We start from the raw sequence: 18,155 nt of genomic DNA on the forward strand, positions 1-18,155 counted from the left end.
GGGATGAAGCTTGCATCAAGCCTTCATCGCCGCAAAAAATGGCACATGCGCATTACGCTCATCGAAGACAACGCCAGCCTGAGAAAGGGTATCACCTATCGTCTGAATGACGAGGGACACACCGTTGATGCCCTGACTGATGGTTTGCAGGCAGAAGACTTTCTGCGCGCGGAAGACAGCGATCTGATTATTCTGGACATCAACCTGCCCGGTCAGTCGGGTCTTGATGTGCTGCGCGGCATGCGGCTGCGCGATGATCCGCGCCCGGTTATTCTGCTGACTGCGCGCGGGGAAACCGAAGACCGGGTAACAGGCCTAGACGCCGGGGCTGATGACTACCTGGTTAAACCTTTTGAAATGGACGAGCTGGTCGCGCGGATCAGGGCATTGTCGCGCCGTCGCCAGGTCAGCCTCAGAACGACTGTGACACTGGGTGATCTGACCCTGCAGATGGACCCGCCCCAGCTTTTTGCCGTGACGGGAACTGTGGATGTGCCGCGCCGTGAGCTGACTGTTCTGGCAACACTGGCCCGGTCCGTTGGTACAGCAATGAGCAAGACACATCTGCTCGATGCGGTTTACGGCGTGGGCGCGGAAGCCGACGAAAAGGTGATCGAGGTCTATGTATCGCGTCTACGCAAACGCCTGGCGCCGCATGGCGTCAGAATTCTGGTGCAGCGCGGGATCGGGTATTACCTTGAGGTTCCGGGATGACACGGGCTGTTTCGCTGCGGGCGCGCCTGATCCTCGTCATCCTGCCCCCGATCCTCTCGGTTGCGGTGCTGGCCGGGCTCTGGCAGCTGAACAACGCGCGGCAGACCGCAGAGCAGGTCTTCAACAAGTCACTCCTGGCGGCCGCTCTGGCCGTTGCCAATGACGTGGCCATTTCGGGCGGTGATGCGCTTTCTGTCCGGACGCGCGATATTCTGGCCAGTACGTCGGGTGGGGTGGTATTTTATCATGTCTATGCGCCCGACGGTGTCATCGTTGCAGGATACGCAACGCCGCCTGTCGGGATCGACCGGGACGGCGGGCAGGTGACGGATCCGACCTATTTCACAGCGCGTTATCTTGGCCGTGACGTGACCGGCGTCCGGCTCCGGACCCAGACTGAGATCGACGGGCTGCAGGGCCTTTACACGACCACAGTCTGGCAGGATGGCGTCGCACGCGACGGTTTTGTGCGGGATCTGGTCATTCAGTCTCTCGCGGTGCTCGTAACAATCCTTGCTGCACTCGGTGTCATTGTCTGGTTCGGGGTGCGCCTGGGCCTGCGGCCATTGCTGGATCTGGAGCAGGCCATCGCACAGCGTTCGGGCGAGGAGCTGGGCCCCATAAGGCGCGCAGTACCTACTGAGGTTTCCGGCATTGTGGGCACGCTGAACCGGCTTTTCGGGCAGGTGTCACGAAGCATGCAGGCTCAGTCAGACTTTGTGGCGAATGCGGCTCACCAGCTGCGCAATCCGATTGCCGGTGTTCTCAGTCTCGCCGAGGCCGTCAACAGCGCGAAGACGCCGGAACAGGTCAGGGAACGGTCAGAAGATCTGCTGGAAGCGGCAAGGCGTACGGCGGATCTGACGCAAAAACTGCTGGTGCTAGAGCGGGCGCAGTCGATGTCGCAATCGATCGCCTTTGAGGACATTGACCTGACCGTATCGATCAGAGAGTGGATCGGCGGTGATCACAGGTTCGGAAAGTCCGGTGTGACACTGACCCTGTCGCTGCCACAGGAGCCTGTGATGATACGGGCGGATGCGACAATGCTGCGGGAGGTATTTGTCAATCTGACCGACAATGCATTTGCGCATGGCGGAGCCGCCCTCTCAGAAGTTGAGGTGCAACTCGATGCGCAGGGCGGCCATGCAAACATAAGGTTCAGAGACAACGGCAAAGGGATACCCGACGCCGACATTGAGCGCGCGCTGAAACGGTTTGTCCAGCTGGGCGAGACCGGCACCACCGGGCTTGGCCTGTCGATTATTTCCACGATCATCGAGGGTCACGATGGCAGGTTTTCCGTGGCCCGAGGGCAAAGCGGGTTCAGCGCAACGATCCGCCTGCCATTGGTTGCATGAGTTGCGCAGTCACGGGCTTTTGCTCGGATAAGGCACAGTCACCTGACGGTTTCTGACAGGATCCTGCCCGCCGGGCATGGTCTCCCACAGCGCGCCACTGTAGGGTGCCGGAACGTCTGATTTGGGAGCGACACAGATGTCATTTTCTCTTGCCACCTGGAACATCAACTCCGTGCGTCTGCGCGAGGAAATCGTGCTCAGACTGATGAGCGAGGAAGCGCCGGATGTTCTGTGTCTGCAGGAGTGCAAAAGCCCGGTCGAGAAGATCCCGCTCGAAGCATTTGCAGCAGCCGGATACACGCACAGCGTCGCCCGTGGCCAGAAGGGCTACAACGGTGTGGCGATCCTGTCGAAACTGCCGATTCGTGAGGCGGGGTCGATGGATTTTGCGTCTCTGGGTCACGCACGCCACATCGCAGGCGAACTTGAGAACGGCGTGACGATCCATAACTTTTATGTACCGGCAGGTGGGGACAAACCGGATCGCGCCATCAATGAGAAGTTTGGTCAGAAACTGGATTATCTGACCGGTATGCGCGACTGGTTCCGGGACAGCCGCCCCGAAAAATCAATTCTTGTGGGCGATCTGAACATTGCTCCCCGCGAAGATGACGTCTGGGATCACAAGAAACTCCTGAAAGTGGTCAGCCACACGCCCGTTGAGGTCGAACACCTCGCCGAAACACAGGACGCGGGCGGATGGGTGGATATCACCCGTCAGGACATACCGGAGGGGCGTTTGTACAGTTGGTGGTCCTACCGCTCCCCGGACTGGGACGGCGCAGACAAAGGACGGCGGCTGGATCACATCTGGGCAACGTCCGACATTTCCGGCGCGGGACATTCCAGCCGGGTCCTGCGAAATGTACGCGGCTGGGACAAGCCCAGCGACCATGCGCCCGTTTTCGCCTCTTTTGACCTTTGAATTCGCTCCGGCGGTCCCATATAACGCAGACGCAACAGAACAGAACGGGCGACAAGATGGATCTGAACCTTGGTGCGACACCCGCTGCGGATGACCTGATCAAAGACAGCACCGAAGCTACCTTTATGGCTGACGTGGTTGAGACCTCGCAGTCTGTACCGGTGATTGTTGATTTCTGGGCACCGTGGTGTGGCCCCTGCAAGACCCTCGGCCCACAACTGGAGGACGCCGTTCGTGGCGCCAAAGGTGCGGTGAAGATGGTCAAGGTCAACGTCGACGAGGCGCAGATGATTGCAGGTCAGCTGCAAATCCAGTCGATCCCGACCGTCTACGCGTTCTACAAAGGCCAGCCAGTCGATGGTTTTCAGGGGGCAGTTCCGCCGTCCGAGATCAAGGCATTTATCGACCGTGTGGTAAAAGCGGCCGGCGGTGAGGCCCCGGGCGACACACTGGCTGACGCGCTTTCCGCTGCTGAGGAAATGCTGGGTGAAGGTGCGGCTGCGGATGCGGCACAGACATTTGCCGCGATCCTCGGCGAAGATCAGAACAATGCCGCGGCCTATGGCGGTCTGGTACGGTCGCATCTCGCGCTGGGCGAACTGGATCAGGCAGAGGCCATCCTGAACGGCGCTCCTGCCGAAATCTCGAAATCACCTGAGCTTGAAGCCGCACATGCACAGCTTGAGCTTGCCCGCCAGGCCGAAGGTGCAGGTCCGCTTGATCTGCTGAAGTCTGCGGTCGAGGCTGATCCGTCTGATATGCAGGCACGGTTTGACCTTGCACAGGCGCTGCATGCCAGCGGCGACGTCGAAGCAGCTGTTGATGCTTTGCTGGAACTTTTCCGTCGTGACCGGGAGTGGAATGATGGTGCTGCAAAAACGCAGTTGTTCACTATTTTCGAAGCGCTGAAGCCCAATGATCCGGTCATGCTGAACGGCCGTCGCAAACTGAGTTCTATGATATTTGCCTGACCGCCCTGACGGGCTACGTCGGTTTGTATGATGAACGCTGCAGAGCTTCCCGAGACCATTGCCATTTTCCCGTTGCCGGGCGCTCTGCTGTTGCCGCGGGCCCGGCTGCCGCTGCACATTTTTGAGCCGCGCTACCTTCAGATGCTCGAGGATGCACTCAAGACTCCGACCCGTCTGATCGGGATGATCCAGCCTAACGAGATTCCGGGGCGCACCGGAAATGGCCTGCACACAATCGGTTGCGCGGGCCGGATCACACAGTTTTCGGAAACAGAAGATGGCCGGTATCTGATCACACTTGGAGGCATCTGCCGGTTCCGGGTCAAACGCGAAGTGGAAGGTTTTACGCCCTACCGCCGATGCGATGTGCAATGGGATGGTTTCGACCGGGATCTGGGTCCGGAAGAAAAAGACGATGGGTTTGCGCGGGATGAATTTCTTGTCCTGCTGGAGCGCTATTTCGATGCGCGCGAACTGTCGGCCGACTGGGATACTCTTCAGGATGCTGACGATGAACTGCTGATAAACTCTCTGTCGATGATGCTCGATTTTGATCCCGAGGATAAACAGGCACTGCTTGAGGCACCCAGCCTCTCGACGCGGCGGGAAACGCTCGTTACGCTGATTGAATACACGCTGCGGGGCGGCACAGAAACTGAGATGATCCAGTGAATGATACAGACACGGTGATTGACCGCCGGATGCTTGAGGCACTGATCTGCCCGCATACCCATACAACGCTTGAATATGATGCTGCCCGTCAGGAACTTGTTTCCCGTGCGGCCAATCTGGCGTACCCGATCCGGAACGGTATTCCTGTTATGCTCACGGACGAAGCACGCTCGCTCGACTAAAGCGGCTGGCCTTTCAGCAAGCGCGGCAGTTCACCGGTCAGACCCGCGGCTTCGCGGATGAAGCCACGGCGCAGGCCCGGCATCTTACCGATCAGCCCCATGGCGATGTCACGCGTGGCACGCAGAACAGGGTTATCGTTTGAAAACAGCCGGTTGAAAGTGTCTGTCGCCATTGCGAGCGCTGTATTGTCGAACCGCCGCCACGTCTGATAGCTGCCAAGCGTCACCTCAGACCCGATATCCTCGCCGCGCCTGTGTGCATCAGTGATGACTTCGGCCAGGGCTGCAATGTCCCGGAAACCGGCATTCAGCCCCTGACCTGCAATCGGATGCACGCCATGAGCCGCATCGCCCACGAGCGCTGTACGCGGGGCTATCATGCTGCTGGCCAGCGACAGTGACAACGGATAGGTATAGCGCGCGCCGGCGAGGCTGATTTCCCCCAGAAAACTGCCGAAACGCGGCCGCAGCACCGACAGGTAGTCTTCGTCGTTCATCGCGTGTATGCGCGCGGCATCTGAGGCGGTTTCGCTCCAGACGATTGAACTGCGATTGCCCGAGAGTGGAAGAATGGCAAGCGGACCAGGTGGCATAAAGAACTGATGGGCCACACCATTGTGCGGCTGTTCGTGTGAAATTGCGCAGACGAGCGCGGTCTGCTGATACGGCCATCCGGTACGGCCAATACCGGCGCGTTCCGCAGTACCGGAGTTCCGCCCGTCGCAACCGGCCAGTAACCGTCCACTGACGCGACGGCCATCGGCGAGCGTAACAGTCACGCCTGCAGGTCCGGTTTCCTGTGCCACGACAGCCACGCCGCTGATCTGCTGGATTTTGTCTGATGCATGCAGAGCTGCCTGAAGGGCGGGGCGCAGGTGGCGGTCCTCAATCATGTAGCCCATCGGGCCTTCTTCGATTTCCGCATGGTCGAAATGCATAAAGAACGGCGACGGACCTTCGCCTGCACGCCCGTCGGAGACCTTGATGTCCAGCATGGGCTGCGCGTCCTGCTCCAGCTGAGGCCAGAGCCCGATGGCTTGCAAAAGATGAGCGGACGTCAGCGCGATGGCATAGGAGCGTCCGTCAAAACCCAGCTTTTGCATATCCGTTGCAGGCAGCGCGTCGATCACAATTGATGAAAGACCGGCGCCTGCTGCAGCAACAGCAAGTGCAGGCCCGTTCAGGCCGCCACCTACAATGATGATGTCGCAATCCGTCTGCATGCATTGTACCTGCACCGATGGCGGGGGATTGTCCATGCGCGCTTGCGTCGCTACCGTCCCGGCAGAACCAGAGGATCCCGGGAGTACAGAATGCAGCAGTGGCTTGAGATGTCGGCAACAGCGCTGGGGCGTGGTATCGGCGCGGGCGAGATAGATCCGGTCGCGCTGACGAAGACCTATCTCGCTGCAATTGACGGGCATCCGCTGCGCGACAGGATATATGCGCGCATCACCGCAGACCGGGCACTGGCAGAGGCCGGTGCGGCCGCCGAACGTGCCCGGCTGGGACAGCGACGCTCCCTGCTGGATGGCGTGCCGATCAGCTGGAAGGATCTGTTTGATACCGCGGGGACTGCCACGGAGGCCGGGTCGAAGCTGCTTTCTGGCCGGGTTCCGTCGCGGGATGCGCTGGTACTGGAGAATGCGACAGCTGCTGGTCTGGTGTGTCTTGGCAAAACGCACATGAGCGAGCTTGCGTTTTCGGGACTCGGATACAACCCGAGCACAGCCACGCCGCCCTGTGCCAACGATTCAGGTGCGGTGCCGGGCGGGTCTTCGTCAGGTGCCGCGGCTTCGGTCGCCTTTGATCTGGCGGCGGCGGGTATCGGTTCGGATACAGGCGGGTCTGTGCGTATCCCATCCGCGTGGAATGATCTGGTGGGCCTGAAAACAACTGCCGGGCGGCTCAGCCTTGAGGGCGTTGTGCCCCTGGCGCTCCGGTTTGACACGGTTGGTCCGCTCTGCCGTTCTGTTGAGGACGCCGCGCATCTTCTGGCGGTGCTTGAGGGCGGCAGACCTGCTGATCTGACGGGAGCAACGCTTGCGGGGCGACGCTTCGCCGTTCTGGAAACGGTGGCTCTCGATGATGTGCGTGCGGAACCGCTCGCTGCATTTGAGACGGCTACGGCAAAGCTCAGAGACGCAGGCGCACAAGTTGGTCGCGTGCAGGTTCCGGAAATCACGGACGCGATGGCGCTGACCACCTGCCTTTATACGTCAGAGGCCTACGGTTTGTGGCGCGATGTGATTGAGGCCAATCCGGATGCGATGTATGGCGAAATACTTGAGCGGTTCCGGCTGGGCAAAAATCACTCTGCGCCTGACTACGTCGCGGCCTGGGCGGCGCTTGAAGCCGCAAGGGTGGCCTATGACAGGGCAACAGTCGGGTATGATGCCATTCTGTTGCCAACCGCGCCGATCCTGCCGCCGGATCTGGAACGTCTGAACACAGACCACGACTATTATGTGACGGAAAACCTGCTGTCGCTGCGTAACACACGGATCGGCAACCTCATGGGGTTGTGCGCGCTCAGTCTGCCAACAGGAACGCCAAGCTGCGGCCTTATGCTGATGGGCGCGCCGGATCAGGAAGAAGCGTTGCTGCGGATTGGTGCGGCGACCGAGGCGGCTCTGGCCTAAAAGCCACAAATTTCGATAAAGCTGCGCGTTTTTGTGGACGCAGGCGCGCGCGCTGGGTACTTTAGGGAAAACGGGACGCAAATGATCCCGACCTGAGGCAGTATAATGGTGTATCCTGAGCGGTTTTCGAACCTCCCGGCTCATGCATGGCCGCGTCTGCGCGCTCTTCTGGACGTGCACGAAGGCGGTGGCGAGCCTGTTCACATGACAATCGGCGAGCCGAAACATGCGTTTCCGGCGTGGGTAACCGATAAAATTGTTGAGCATTCAAAAGGCTTTAACAGCTATCCCCCCAATGACGCGGCACCCGAACTGCGCCAGTCAATCTGCGGATTTGTATCCCGTCGTTATAGTGTCCCGCTGGATCCTGATGCCCAGGTTATGGCGCTGAACGGGACACGGGAAGGGCTCTACAACGCGGTTATGGCGCTCTGCCCGGAGACGAAGGCTGGTGGTAAACCCGCTGTTCTGATGCCAAATCCGTTTTACCAGGTTTACATGATTGCTGCTTTGTCGGTTGCTGCCGATCCCATCATGGTGCCTGCCACAGCGGAAAACGGGCACCTGCCCGACTACGGCAGCCTGCCAACTGATCTGCTGAACCGGACAACCGCTGCATATATCTGCTCGCCGGCAAACCCACAGGGTGCTGTGGCCAGCTATGACTACTGGCGGGACCTGATAGAACTGGCGGAAAAGTATGATTTCCGGATTTTCGCGGATGAATGCTATTCAGAAATCTACCGGGGCGATGCGCCGGTTGGTGCGCTTCAGGTTGCGCATGACATCGGTGCCAATCCGGATCGCGTGGTGATCTTTCATTCATTGTCCAAGCGGTCGAACCTGCCGGGTCTGCGGTCCGGGTTTGTTGCAGGCAGTGCAGCCAATATCACGCAGATCAAACAGCTGAGAAATTACGCAGGCTCACCGTTGCCACTTCCGATACAACTGGCGTCCGCTGCGGTCTGGGATGACGAGGAGCATGTCATCGAAAACCGTGCCATGTATGTCGAAAAGTACGACATTGCGGATCGCATCCTGGGCAATGTACCAGGCTATGCCAGCCCCGAGGCGGGCTTTTTCCTGTGGTTGCCGGTGAAAAACGACGAGGAAGCCGCCGTAAAGCTGTGGCGTGAAACCGGGGTGCGTGTACTGCCGGGCGGTTATCTGGCCCAGGACTGGAACGGCGAAAACCCCGGACAAGGATATATCAGAGCCGCCATGGTGGCTCCAAAAGCGGAAACGGCGCGCGGGATCGAACTGATCCGCGACTGCCTGTACCCGCAGTAAAAGACGAGGGATCAGAGGTATGGCATATCAGACAAGAGGACGTGATCCGCTGCTGGACAGTAATATGGCGCAGGCCATGGAAAAGCGCGGAAAAGAGCTGTTCGGACTGTTTCTGATCGCGCTCGGCCTGATGGCCTGTGCGATGATCGCATCCTACACGCCGGATGATCCGAACTGGATGGTCTCAACCGATGCGCCGACACAGAACTGGATGGGCCGCACAGGCGCGTCCATTGCGGCCCCTCTGTTTATGATTGTTGGCTGGGGTTCCTGGGGTCTGGGCATTGTCCTGCTGGCCTGGGGACTGCGGTTCGCCCTGCACAAAGGTGCCGAACGGGCCGTGGGACGTCTGATTTTCGCGCCGATCGCCATTGCTGCGGGCTCAATTTACGCGGCGACCCTGACACCGGCGGGCAACTGGCTTGATACGCACAGCTTCGGGCTTGGCGGCCTCTTTGGCGACACGGTAATGGGGGCTCTTCTGACACTGTTGCCCATCGGCTCTGTTCTGACCGTCAAACTGATGTCTCTGCTGATGGCACTGGGTATCCTGGCGCTTGGGGCCTTTGTTCTGGGGTTCACAAAGGACGAACTGTTGCGGATCGGCCGTTTTCTGCTGCTGGGCCTCGTGATGATCTATGCCGCCATTATGACGCTGCTTGGTAAAGGCGCGAGCGGCACACTGAACACAGCCCAGATCATGGCTGCAAAAGCGTCAGACCGCCGGGCCAAAGCACGCGAAGCAGCCGATGCCAGGGCAACGGAAGTGGCACCAGCCATGGATGCACCGGCTTTTCATGATCCCGAGGTCAGCAGACCCGGGCTCTTTTCAAGGATGCCGGGTCTTGTACGCAGGCCGGAGCTGCTGCCGGAGCCGGAACTTGTCGACCCGGAAGACTTTGACGGCGAGGCGGAAGCTCCCGGAGAGGACCGCATTCGTGCGCGTATCGCGGATGTCATAAAGTCTCGTGTGCGTTCGGGAAGCGCGGTGCACACACCGAAAACGGCACCGCTGACACGCGGACGCGGGCGCGGACCGGACCCACTGGTCCTGGATACATCCGGTGCGCGTGCTGAACCGCCGCTGACTGCGACCGCATCTGCTGTTCCGCCGGCGCCGGAACCCGTGGTGACACAGGAACAGGTTATGGAACCTGTACCGCAGGCACCTGTTGTTCCCGCTGCAGAACCACGCCGCGTCGTGCAGCAGCCCGCGCGCAAACCAGTACAGCCGTCGCGCCGGGCCCAGGCAGAAGCGCAGCCAACACTGTCCTTTGACGAGTCCCATCCGGGCTTTGAACTGCCGCCCCTCAGCCTGCTGGAAAATCCGATTGAGGTACCACGACTGCACCTGAGCGATGAAGCGCTCGAGGAAAACGCCCGTATGCTGGAATCCGTGCTGGATGACTACGGCGTCAAAGGCGAGATTGTCGCCGTCCGGCCCGGACCGGTTGTGACGATGTATGAACTCGAACCGGCACCGGGTCTCAAGGCGAGCCGCGTGATCGGCCTCGCAGATGATATTGCACGCTCGATGGCGGCATTGTCCGCACGTGTGTCTACCGTCCCTGGCCGGTCCGTGATCGGCATCGAACTGCCGAATGAAACCCGCGAAAAAGTCGTGCTACGCGAAATCCTGTCGGCACGTGACTTCGGTGATGGCAATCACCGCCTGCCGCTGGCGCTGGGCAAAGACATCGGAGGTGACCCTGTCGTGGCCAACCTGGCCAAGATGCCCCACCTGCTTATTGCGGGAACCACGGGCTCGGGTAAATCTGTCGCAATCAACACCATGATCCTGTCGCTGCTCTACAAGCTGACGCCGGAGGAATGCCGGATGATCATGATCGACCCCAAGATGCTGGAACTCAGCGTCTACGACGGCATCCCGCATCTGCTGTCACCAGTTGTCACGGATCCGAAAAAGGCACTTGTCGCTCTGAAATGGACCGTGGGCGAGATGGAAGAGCGCTATCGCAAGATGTCCAAGATGGGCGTGCGGAACATTGAAGGGTATAACGGCCGTGTCCGTGAAGCCCTCGAAAAAGGCGAAATGTTCAGCCGGACGGTTCAGACCGGGTTCGACGAGGATACTGGCGAACCGGTTTTCGAGACCGAGGAGAACACGCCTGAAACACTGCCCTATATCGTGGTGATCGTCGATGAGATGGCTGACCTGATGATGGTCGCCGGCAAGGAAATCGAAGCCTGCATCCAGCGGCTGGCGCAGATGGCGCGGGCGTCCGGTATTCACCTGATCATGGCAACACAGCGACCCTCTGTCGACGTGATCACCGGCACGATCAAAGCAAACTTCCCCACGCGGATTTCGTTCCAGGTGACCTCGAAAATCGACAGCCGTACGATCCTCGGCGAAATGGGCGCGGAACAGCTGCTGGGCATGGGTGATATGCTCTATATGGCTGGTGGGGCCAAAATCACCCGCTGTCACGGCCCGTTTGTATCGGACGAGGAAGTCGAGGAGATCGTCAATCACCTCAAGGCGTTCGGTGAGCCGGACTACGTGAAGGGCGTGGTCGAGGGGCCATCCGAGGATGCGGAAAGCAATATTGATGCCGTCCTGGGAATTGGTGGCAACACCGATGGCGAAGACGCGCTCTATGACACTGCGGTTCAGGTTGTGATCAATGACCGCAAATGTTCCACCAGCTACATCCAGCGTAAACTGGCGATCGGATACAACAAGGCCGCGCGTCTTGTGGAGCAGATGGAAGAGCAGGGTCTGGTTTCCGCCGCGAACCATGTCGGCAAACGTGAGATTCTGGTGCCGGAACAAACCTGACCTGCGGAACTTTCTGCCGCTTCGGGGTGTTTGCTATCGCATAGCAACACCCGCCGCCCTACATGAAAGGGCAGGTGAAACGCAGTGAGGGACCCGGCATGAAGCTGATCCGACGGAGTTTTCTGGCCTTTGGCCTGGCAATGGCAGCAATCAGTCCGGCGGCCGCAGATCAGCTGTCGCTGAACGCGATTTCCAATTATCTCAACGGTCTGAAAACGGCACAGGGGTCTTTTACTCAGATCAATGATGACGGGACCCTGAGTACCGGAAAGGTCTTTATCAGCCGCCCCGGAAAAATGCGTTTTGAATACGATCCGCCCGAGCAGGCGCTTGTGATCGCGGAGGCCAGTGCGGTTGTGATCATCGACAAAAAGTCTAACCAGCCGCCGGAGACTTATCCTCTGCGCCGGACGCCGCTGTCTCTGATTCTGGCCCGTAACGTTAATCTGGCGCGGGCCAGTATGGTGACCAATCACACGTTTGACGGCACGGCCACAATTGTCACGGCACAGGACCCGGAAAACCCGGAATACGGAAACATCCAGATGAGCTTTACCGACAACCCGGTTCAACTGCGTCAGTGGATTGTGAACGATGCAAACGGCGGGACAACAACTGTTATCCTCGGTGAGTTTGAGACAGGTATGAACCTGCCATCGTCACTGTTCAGTGCCGACCGCGCTGTCAACCAGCGCGATCGCTGAAGCTCAGCGTCTTGCGCTGCAGGCTGCCAGCTGCGCCTGGTAGGTATCCGCGCGGGCATCCACCCGGTTTGCCACATTCAGCAGCCAGGATTTCCGGTTGTACGAGCCGCGCGCGTAACCGGTATGTCCCTCGTGATAGGCGAGGTACTGGTTGCGTGTATCGTACAGCGAAATGCCGTTCCGTTCGCGGCTGATGTTCATGTACCAACCCATGAAGTCGCTGGCATCACGGATGCGGTCACGTCTGGCAAACCGTTTGCCGGTTGCGCGCTGATAATCCTTCCAGGTACCGTCAAGCGCCTGTGCATAGCCATATGCGCTGGACTGACGCCCCATCGGAATAACGCCAAGCGCATATTTATGCGGCGTGCGCGCGTTTGCCACGAACCGGCTTTCCTGATGGATTGTAGCCATCTGGACATGCACGGGCACGCCCCATTTGCGTTCCGTTGCCTGGAAGGCCTTCAGGTACTGCGGGCGCTCCTGGACCAGCCGGCACGCGTTATCCAGGTTACGCGGTGCCGAAGACTGGCCGCCGCCACAGGAAGCTACCAGCAAAATCAGTCCCAAAGCGCGAAGAGTTCTGCTCATCTGCCTCTCGCTTTTATATGTTTTTTATTGAGCGTGAGTGTAGCTGAAAAACCGGCTTTTGGAAATCACGTTTTCTATAACAGAACTGCCAGCAGAACAGGCAGCGCTGCTACCGACATAAGCGTTGAGGAAACAACAAGACCCGCTACGTCGTCGGCCTTTGCACCGTATTTTTCCGCAAGCATATATGAGGTTACGGCGACCGGTGTGGCGATCTGAAGAACAAGCACAGCGAAGGCCACCGGATCGAGATCAAACCACCTCCCTGCCGCCCAGGCGATCGCGGTGCACAGGATCAGTTTGACAGCACTCAGTAACGCTGCGCGCAGCATACCGCCGGCCCTCAGACGCGCCACGGCGACGCCCAGAGTGATCAGCATCAGAGGAATGCCGATCTGCCCGACGAGCGACAGCGTGTTGGTCAGGAACTCGGGTGTCCGCCAACCCTGCCACATGAACAGAAGGCCGAGTACTGTGCCGCCAAAGAGTGGCTCACGCAGGATCCTCATGCCCGATCCCCGGCCCGCTACCGTCCAGATACCAAACGTAAAATTCCAGATCAGCATCACTGCAAAAACGATGATTGCATAGCTCAGGCCTTCATTCCCGAACGCGAACAACGCCAGAGGCAGGCCAAGATTGCCGGTATTTCCGAAGATCAGCGGGCTTGTGAACGTGCGGCTGTCAAGGCGCAGGGCTTTCACCAGAAAGAGCACGGCTGCCGTCACCGCTCCATAAGCGACCGCTGAGGCAAGCGACAGTGCTGTCAGCGCGTCCGGGTCAATTTCCGTTTCCATCAGCGAAACGAAAATCAGACAGGGCAACGACAGGGTCATGGCCAGTTGCGTGACAAACTGCAGCCGGTATTCCAGCCCGCACCGCACCCACGCAAAACCGATAGCCGCCAGCAGAAAAACCGGCGACACGATTTCGAGCACTGTCAGCGCAAGGTTCACAATCTGTTTCCTGGAATTGAGGTCCCCGAAATGGACAAATGGCTATTGAACCGGTTAGGTACGGTCGGTAGGTCTGCATTGTTATGATTGGTACACGCGCGAAATACCACCTTGGTCAGGTAGTCAGGCACCGGAAACATCCGTTCCGGGGCGTCATTTTTGACGTCGATCCGGAGTTTGCAAACACCGAGGAATGGTACGAAGCGATTCCCGAGGATAGCCGCCCCGCCAAAGAGCAGCCGTTCTATCACCTGCTGGCCGAAAATGAGCAAAGCTATTACGTGGCCTATGTCTCGGAGCAGAACCTTGTGGCGGATTACTCGGGCGAACCCGTGGACCACCCGGACATCGGCGACCTTTTTGGGCCGTTCCAGGACGGCGCATATCCTCTGCATTTCCAGATGAACTGATCCGGAAGGATCAGTACCCTAGGGCGCAGCCGTCTTTGCGCGGATCACTGGCGCCTTCAAGCACACCATCATCGCGCATCAGGATGGCCTGTGCCCCACCGATGGCCGTGTCCGGTATCGAAACATCGTGACCCTTGTCTGCCAGCTCCTGCCGGACAGCGTCCGAATAACCGCGTTCGACTTTCATGTTCCCCTGATCCGGGAAGGAGCGGGGCGCGTCGATGGCGGCCTGCGGGTTCATGCCAAAGTCGGCGAGGTTTGATGCAAAACGCGCATGACCGTGCGGCTGGTAGGCGCCGCCCATAACACCGAATGGCATGATGATCCTGCCGTTCTTGCGGATCATCCCCGGAATGATCGTATGCAGCGGGCGCTTGCCGCCTTTCATCTCATTCGGATGGCCTTCTTCGAGCGTGAACCCGGCGCCGCGGTTCTGCAGCAGGATACCGAATTTGTCGGAGGCAATTCCGGAACCGAAGCCATTGAATACAGAATAAATCAGGGAAACCGACATGCCATCCCGGTCCACAACCGTTATGTAAATCGTTTCCTTGTGCACAGTTTCGCTGAGCGATGTTGCCGATGCCATAGCAAGGCGCGGGTCAATCAGCGCGGCCAGCTGTTTCGCGGTATCCATGCTGAGCATGTGGTCCAGACGGGTCATATAGTCGGCATCCGCCACAAACCGGTTCCGGGCATCATAGGCGAGCTTCGCCGCCTCGGCTTCGATATGCGTGCGTTCAGTGCCAAACGGATCCATTGCGGCAATATCGAACTGAGCAAGGATGTTCATCATCAGGATAGCAGTTGCGCCGTGTCCGTTTGGCGGATGCTCTACCACCTCCAGATCCTTGTAGGTGCCCGATACCGGTGTCGTTGGTGTGCAGGAAACACTGGCAAAATCATCTGTCGTATGTTTACCGCCAAGGGCCGTCAGCGCGCTGATCATGTCCTCGGCAATCTCACCCTCGTAGAAGGCGTCGCGTCCTTTCTGTGCGATCCGGCGCAGGACTTCGGCCTGACCGGGGGCCGCAAAGATTTCGCCGCCCTTTGGCAGGGCCCCATTGATCATATAGTAGTCTTTTGCCCGCCCCTGCAGAACCCAGGCATCGCGTTCCCAGTCGAACGCGACCCGGTCCGCGACCGGAACGCCGCTGTCTGCATAACGGATCGCCGGTTCCAGAAGGGCATCAAGGCCGATGCGGCCCAATTTGTCTGACAGGTAACAGAATGCGTCAATTGCGCCCGGGATGGTCACCGCATGCGGGCTGTCGACGGGAATTTTGCTGTAGCCGGCATCTCTGAGTTCAGCTGCATCGACACCAGCGGGCGCTCTGCCTGACCCGTTCAGTGCTTTCACTTCGCCGTCTGCTGTGTCGGCCCAGAGAACAAAACAGTCTCCGCCAATACCGGTCATCTGGGGTTCACAGATCCCAAGCAGTACCGCAGCAGAGATGGCGGCATCCATTGCGTTGCCGCCACGTTCAAGAACGTCGATGGCGGTTTTCGCCGCAAGGGGGTGGGAAGTTGCGCACATACCGTTGGTGGCAAGAACGGGAGAGCGTCCCGGAAAATGAAAATCGCGCATGATGTCCCCTCTTTTGCAGGCCCGTTGCACATTAGTGCGCGGCAGCGGGATGTCCACAGCACGGAAGTAGCGAAGATGTGAGGGGAGGAAGTCCTCGACGCCGCGCACTGGGTGGGGGCTATTAGACGCGGCGCCGAGGGAAGCTATATGCAGCTACAGGATCAGTTATGCCTTCTGAACAAGGCCGCATTATGAAGCGAATTTGTTTGTTTGAGGAATAATTGGGAAGAAAGTAAGACCGGATGCCTCAGGTCTTAAATTTCCCTTTACATCACTATCCCGACCGGCAGCCGCAGGGTCAGTCTGTTTTTCCTGCCGTTACGGGCATAGTGGACGTCCTTTGCGAGATCCTGAATGAGGAACCACCCAAAGCCGCCTTCCGGAAGGTCATCCAGATCGACATCAACGGACACCTGATTCCCAAGCGGCAGCTGACCATCCGGCATCGCCAGCCCGGAATCGGTGATGCTTACATGCAGTCCGTCTTTGCGATGCGTGCATCTGATATCGATGGGGCCGGATGCACTGCCTGCCGGGTATGCGTGTTCCACGATATTGTTCAGCACTTCCGCGAGCACCAGTTCAATGGTTCCCGCCTCTTCCACGTCCAGAGCGATCGGACCAAGAGCTGCGAGAAACTGGCTCAGAGCGTCGCGCACAGCCAGTTCACTGCTCATGATCGACACTTCAAAGGGTGGGAGGATTGCCGCAGCCATTGGCTCGGTCCTTCTTTCGGGCTCGTCAGTTACGCAGTTCGGCCAGGGCGCCATCGAGGGTTGGAAAAACGCTGAAAACAGAATCCATTCTGGTCAGCTGGAAAACGCGCTGTACGGTCGGTGTCAGCCCGGCAAGCGCCAGTTTGCGTTCAGCGCCCATGTTTTTCATAGCAGCCACAATTGCGCCAAGACCGCTGGAATCGATGAACTCAACTTTGCTCAGATCCAGCACGACAAGGTCGGGCCCATTGTCAGTCTCAGAGCGCATCGCGTCTTTGAACTCAAGTGCTACAGCCGCATCGATCCTCGTGTCCTCTACGGACACAATGCGCAACTGCTCTTCTGTTTTTGTCGATAGTTCCATAGTAAAGTCACCGGAATATTGATCGACCGGTTTTGTACCGGTGAAGTCTTACGAAACCCTTTAGGATGTCAGGAGGACAGGGCATGCGCGATGTGGTGATAGCGGGGGCCGCACGAACACCGATGGGCGGTTTTCAGGGCGCGCTGTCTGATATGACAGCAGCAGAACTTGGTGGCACTGCTGTCCGGGCCGCCCTGAAAGACGCAGGCACTGCTTCGGCAGATGAGGTGCTTATGGGGTGTGTCCTGCCTGCCGGTCAGGGTCAGGCTCCGGCGCGTCAGACTGGCTTTGCCGCCGGTTTGGGGGAAGAGGTTCCTGCGACGACACTAAACAAAATGTGTGGGTCCGGCATGAAGGCTGCAATGGTGGCATTTGACCAGATTGCTCTTGGACAGAGCGATGTGATCGTCGCCGGTGGGATGGAAAGCATGACAAACGCTCCCTATGTCCTGCCCAAAATGCGCGGTGGCGCGCGGCTGGGGCATGGGCAGGTCGTCGACCACATGTTCCTCGACGGTCTCGAGGACGCCTACGACAAGGGCAGACTGATGGGCACCTTTGCCGAAGACTGCGCCGAAACGTTCCAGTTCACCCGGGACATTCAGGACGAATATGCGCTGGCATCACTGTCGCGTGCGCTGACGGCGGCTGAAAACGGTGCGTTCGATGGCGAAATCGCTGCGGTGGAAGTGAAAACCCGCAAAGGGTCGGTGACGGTTTCGGCTGATGAACAGCCTGGCACTGCGCGTCCCGAAAAAATCCCGCATCTGAAACCAGCCTTCCGCGAAGGTGGCACCGTCACAGCGGCCAATTCGTCGTCAATTTCGGACGGTGCTGCGGCTCTGATCATGGCATCAGAGGCTGTTGCCGCTGACAAGGGCCTGAATGTCCGCGCACGTGTTGTTGGCCATGCCAGCCATGCACAGCATCCTGGTCTGTTCACGACCGCGCCGGTTCCTGCAGCGCAACGTCTGCTGGAGCGTATCGGCTGGAATGCTGACAGCGTGGATCTGTGGGAGGTGAACGAGGCCTTTGCCGTGGTGCCGCTGGCTTTCATGCGCGAAATGGGCCTCAGCCACGACATCGTGAACGTGAACGGCGGCGCCTGCGCCCTAGGGCACCCGATTGGTGCGTCCGGTGCGCGGATAATCGTGACCCTTCTGAATGCGCTGGAAAAACGCGATCTCAGACGGGGTGTCGCCGCAATCTGTATTGGCGGCGGTGAAGGCACGGCCATTGCGATCGAGAGGGTGTGAACGTGAACAA

The 18,155-nt window shown here is 59.0% G+C and carries 18 protein-coding genes; 12 read left to right on the plus strand and 6 right to left on the minus strand.

The features are described 5' to 3' along the window. The first annotated feature begins 45 nt into the window (after nt 1-45). The 6 genes from AB4K19_RS18105 to AB4K19_RS18130 all read left to right on the plus strand — a co-directional run bounded on the left by AB4K19_RS18105 (nt 46) and on the right by AB4K19_RS18130 (nt 4,825). On the plus strand, nt 46-714 hold the full coding sequence (locus AB4K19_RS18105) for a response regulator transcription factor (protein WP_436398486.1): 669 nt from the start codon (nt 46-48) through the stop codon (nt 712-714). Beyond that, nucleotides 711-2,075 carry an ATP-binding protein gene (locus AB4K19_RS18110; RefSeq protein ID WP_436398488.1) on the plus strand — a complete coding sequence of 455 codons (1,365 nt, stop codon included), beginning with the start codon at nt 711-713 and terminating at the stop codon, nt 2,073-2,075. The genes AB4K19_RS18105 and AB4K19_RS18110 overlap by 4 nt, the downstream gene beginning before the upstream one ends. 136 nt (nt 2,076-2,211) lie before the next feature. After that, nucleotides 2,212-3,000: an exodeoxyribonuclease III gene (locus tag AB4K19_RS18115; RefSeq protein WP_375229655.1), complete on the plus strand. Its 789-nt coding sequence runs from the start codon at nt 2,212-2,214 to the stop codon at nt 2,998-3,000. A gap of 56 nt (nt 3,001-3,056) precedes the next feature. After that, nucleotides 3,057-3,971, plus strand: a complete 915-nt coding sequence (gene trxA, locus AB4K19_RS18120) for a thioredoxin (RefSeq protein ID WP_375229656.1) — start codon at nt 3,057-3,059, stop codon at nt 3,969-3,971. A gap of 27 nt (nt 3,972-3,998) precedes the next feature. Further along, nucleotides 3,999-4,643 (plus strand): LON peptidase substrate-binding domain-containing protein, encoded by a 645-nt coding sequence (locus tag AB4K19_RS18125; protein WP_375229657.1) that lies wholly within the window; start codon nt 3,999-4,001, stop codon nt 4,641-4,643. Nucleotides 4,644-4,672: 29 nt separating this feature from the next. Continuing rightward, the gene (locus AB4K19_RS18130) at nt 4,673-4,825 is read left to right on the plus strand and encodes a Trm112 family protein (RefSeq protein WP_375230931.1); all 153 of its coding nucleotides are present in this window, start codon (nt 4,673-4,675) and stop codon (nt 4,823-4,825) included. On the opposite strand, the gene AB4K19_RS18135 is transcribed toward AB4K19_RS18130, so the two are convergent. Continuing rightward, nucleotides 4,822-6,048, minus strand: a complete 1,227-nt coding sequence (locus tag AB4K19_RS18135) for an FAD-dependent monooxygenase (RefSeq protein ID WP_375229658.1) — start codon at nt 6,046-6,048, stop codon at nt 4,822-4,824. The genes AB4K19_RS18130 and AB4K19_RS18135 overlap by 4 nt on opposite strands. A 90-nt stretch (nt 6,049-6,138) precedes the next feature. Here AB4K19_RS18135 and AB4K19_RS18140 point away from each other — a divergent pair, with 90 nt between their 5' ends. From AB4K19_RS18140 to AB4K19_RS18155, 4 genes are all read left to right on the plus strand, one after another. Continuing rightward, nucleotides 6,139-7,467, plus strand: a complete 1,329-nt coding sequence (locus AB4K19_RS18140; RefSeq protein WP_436398489.1) for an amidase — start codon at nt 6,139-6,141, stop codon at nt 7,465-7,467. Nucleotides 7,468-7,575: 108 nt separating this feature from the next. Continuing rightward, nucleotides 7,576-8,757: an aminotransferase class I/II-fold pyridoxal phosphate-dependent enzyme gene (locus AB4K19_RS18145; RefSeq protein ID WP_375230932.1), complete on the plus strand. Its 1,182-nt coding sequence runs from the start codon at nt 7,576-7,578 to the stop codon at nt 8,755-8,757. 19 nt (nt 8,758-8,776) lie between these two features. Then, nucleotides 8,777-11,560, plus strand: coding sequence for a DNA translocase FtsK (locus AB4K19_RS18150; protein ID WP_375229660.1), 2,784 nt, complete (start codon nt 8,777-8,779; stop codon nt 11,558-11,560). A gap of 98 nt (nt 11,561-11,658) precedes the next feature. Beyond that, the gene (locus tag AB4K19_RS18155) at nt 11,659-12,264 is read left to right on the plus strand and encodes a LolA family protein (RefSeq protein WP_375229661.1); all 606 of its coding nucleotides are present in this window, start codon (nt 11,659-11,661) and stop codon (nt 12,262-12,264) included. A gap of 3 nt (nt 12,265-12,267) precedes the next feature. Here the strand turns inward: AB4K19_RS18155 and AB4K19_RS18160 are convergent, their stop codons facing one another. Together AB4K19_RS18160 and AB4K19_RS18165 are read right to left on the minus strand one after the other, a co-directional pair. After that, nucleotides 12,268-12,855 (minus strand): lytic transglycosylase, encoded by a 588-nt coding sequence (locus tag AB4K19_RS18160; protein WP_375229662.1) that lies wholly within the window; start codon nt 12,853-12,855, stop codon nt 12,268-12,270. 74 nt (nt 12,856-12,929) lie between these two features. After that, entirely contained in the window at nt 12,930-13,811 is an 882-nt protein-coding gene (locus AB4K19_RS18165; protein WP_375229663.1) for an AEC family transporter, read from the minus strand. 83 nt (nt 13,812-13,894) lie between these two features. On the opposite strand from AB4K19_RS18165, the gene hspQ reads away from it, so the two are divergent. Further along, nucleotides 13,895-14,221 carry a heat shock protein HspQ gene (hspQ, locus tag AB4K19_RS18170; protein WP_375229664.1) on the plus strand — a complete coding sequence of 109 codons (327 nt, stop codon included), beginning with the start codon at nt 13,895-13,897 and terminating at the stop codon, nt 14,219-14,221. A gap of 10 nt (nt 14,222-14,231) precedes the next feature. On the opposite strand, the gene AB4K19_RS18175 is transcribed toward hspQ, so the two are convergent. The 3 genes from AB4K19_RS18175 to AB4K19_RS18185 form a co-directional block, all read right to left on the minus strand. Beyond that, nucleotides 14,232-15,809, minus strand: coding sequence for a gamma-glutamyltransferase family protein (locus tag AB4K19_RS18175; RefSeq protein WP_375229665.1), 1,578 nt, complete (start codon nt 15,807-15,809; stop codon nt 14,232-14,234). Between the two features lie 266 nt (nt 15,810-16,075). Further along, nucleotides 16,076-16,525 carry an ATP-binding protein gene (locus tag AB4K19_RS18180; RefSeq protein WP_375229666.1) on the minus strand — a complete coding sequence of 150 codons (450 nt, stop codon included), beginning with the start codon at nt 16,523-16,525 and terminating at the stop codon, nt 16,076-16,078. A 25-nt stretch (nt 16,526-16,550) separates the two neighbouring features. Then, on the minus strand, nt 16,551-16,889 hold the full coding sequence (locus AB4K19_RS18185; RefSeq protein ID WP_375229667.1) for an STAS domain-containing protein: 339 nt from the start codon (nt 16,887-16,889) through the stop codon (nt 16,551-16,553). A gap of 83 nt (nt 16,890-16,972) precedes the next feature. On the opposite strand from AB4K19_RS18185, the gene AB4K19_RS18190 reads away from it, so the two are divergent. Beyond that, nucleotides 16,973-18,145, plus strand: coding sequence for a thiolase family protein (locus AB4K19_RS18190; protein WP_375229668.1), 1,173 nt, complete (start codon nt 16,973-16,975; stop codon nt 18,143-18,145). Nucleotides 18,146-18,155 lie beyond the last annotated feature (10 nt).

This window comes from Roseobacter phycocola (assembly GCF_042055075.2).
In the GTDB taxonomy this organism is placed as follows: Bacteria; Pseudomonadota; Alphaproteobacteria; order Rhodobacterales; family Rhodobacteraceae; genus Roseobacter.

What these genes read in the sequence shown, in the direction of transcription:
- trxA (WP_375229656.1), top strand. Translation starts at nt 3,057, where the DNA reads ATGGATCTGAACCTTGGTGCGACACCCGCTGCGGATGACCTGATCAAA.
- AB4K19_RS18125 (WP_375229657.1), top strand. Translation starts at nt 3,999, where the DNA reads ATGATGAACGCTGCAGAGCTTCCCGAGACCATTGCCATTTTCCCGTTG.
- AB4K19_RS18150 (WP_375229660.1), top strand. Translation starts at nt 8,777, where the DNA reads ATGGCATATCAGACAAGAGGACGTGATCCGCTGCTGGACAGTAATATG.
- AB4K19_RS18190 (WP_375229668.1), top strand. Translation starts at nt 16,973, where the DNA reads ATGCGCGATGTGGTGATAGCGGGGGCCGCACGAACACCGATGGGCGGT.
- AB4K19_RS18175 (WP_375229665.1), bottom strand. Translation starts at nt 15,809, where the DNA reads ATGCGCGATTTTCATTTTCCGGGACGCTCTCCCGTTCTTGCCACCAAC.
- AB4K19_RS18180 (WP_375229666.1), bottom strand. Translation starts at nt 16,525, where the DNA reads ATGGCTGCGGCAATCCTCCCACCCTTTGAAGTGTCGATCATGAGCAGT.
- hspQ (WP_375229664.1), top strand. Translation starts at nt 13,895, where the DNA reads ATGATTGGTACACGCGCGAAATACCACCTTGGTCAGGTAGTCAGGCAC.
- AB4K19_RS18135 (WP_375229658.1), bottom strand. Translation starts at nt 6,048, where the DNA reads ATGCAGACGGATTGCGACATCATCATTGTAGGTGGCGGCCTGAACGGG.
- AB4K19_RS18140 (WP_436398489.1), top strand. Translation starts at nt 6,139, where the DNA reads ATGCAGCAGTGGCTTGAGATGTCGGCAACAGCGCTGGGGCGTGGTATC.
- AB4K19_RS18130 (WP_375230931.1), top strand. Translation starts at nt 4,673, where the DNA reads ATGCTTGAGGCACTGATCTGCCCGCATACCCATACAACGCTTGAATAT.
- AB4K19_RS18115 (WP_375229655.1), top strand. Translation starts at nt 2,212, where the DNA reads ATGTCATTTTCTCTTGCCACCTGGAACATCAACTCCGTGCGTCTGCGC.
- AB4K19_RS18160 (WP_375229662.1), bottom strand. Translation starts at nt 12,855, where the DNA reads ATGAGCAGAACTCTTCGCGCTTTGGGACTGATTTTGCTGGTAGCTTCC.
- AB4K19_RS18185 (WP_375229667.1), bottom strand. Translation starts at nt 16,889, where the DNA reads ATGGAACTATCGACAAAAACAGAAGAGCAGTTGCGCATTGTGTCCGTA.
- AB4K19_RS18105 (WP_436398486.1), top strand. Translation starts at nt 46, where the DNA reads ATGCGCATTACGCTCATCGAAGACAACGCCAGCCTGAGAAAGGGTATC.
- AB4K19_RS18155 (WP_375229661.1), top strand. Translation starts at nt 11,659, where the DNA reads ATGAAGCTGATCCGACGGAGTTTTCTGGCCTTTGGCCTGGCAATGGCA.
- AB4K19_RS18110 (WP_436398488.1), top strand. Translation starts at nt 711, where the DNA reads ATGACACGGGCTGTTTCGCTGCGGGCGCGCCTGATCCTCGTCATCCTG.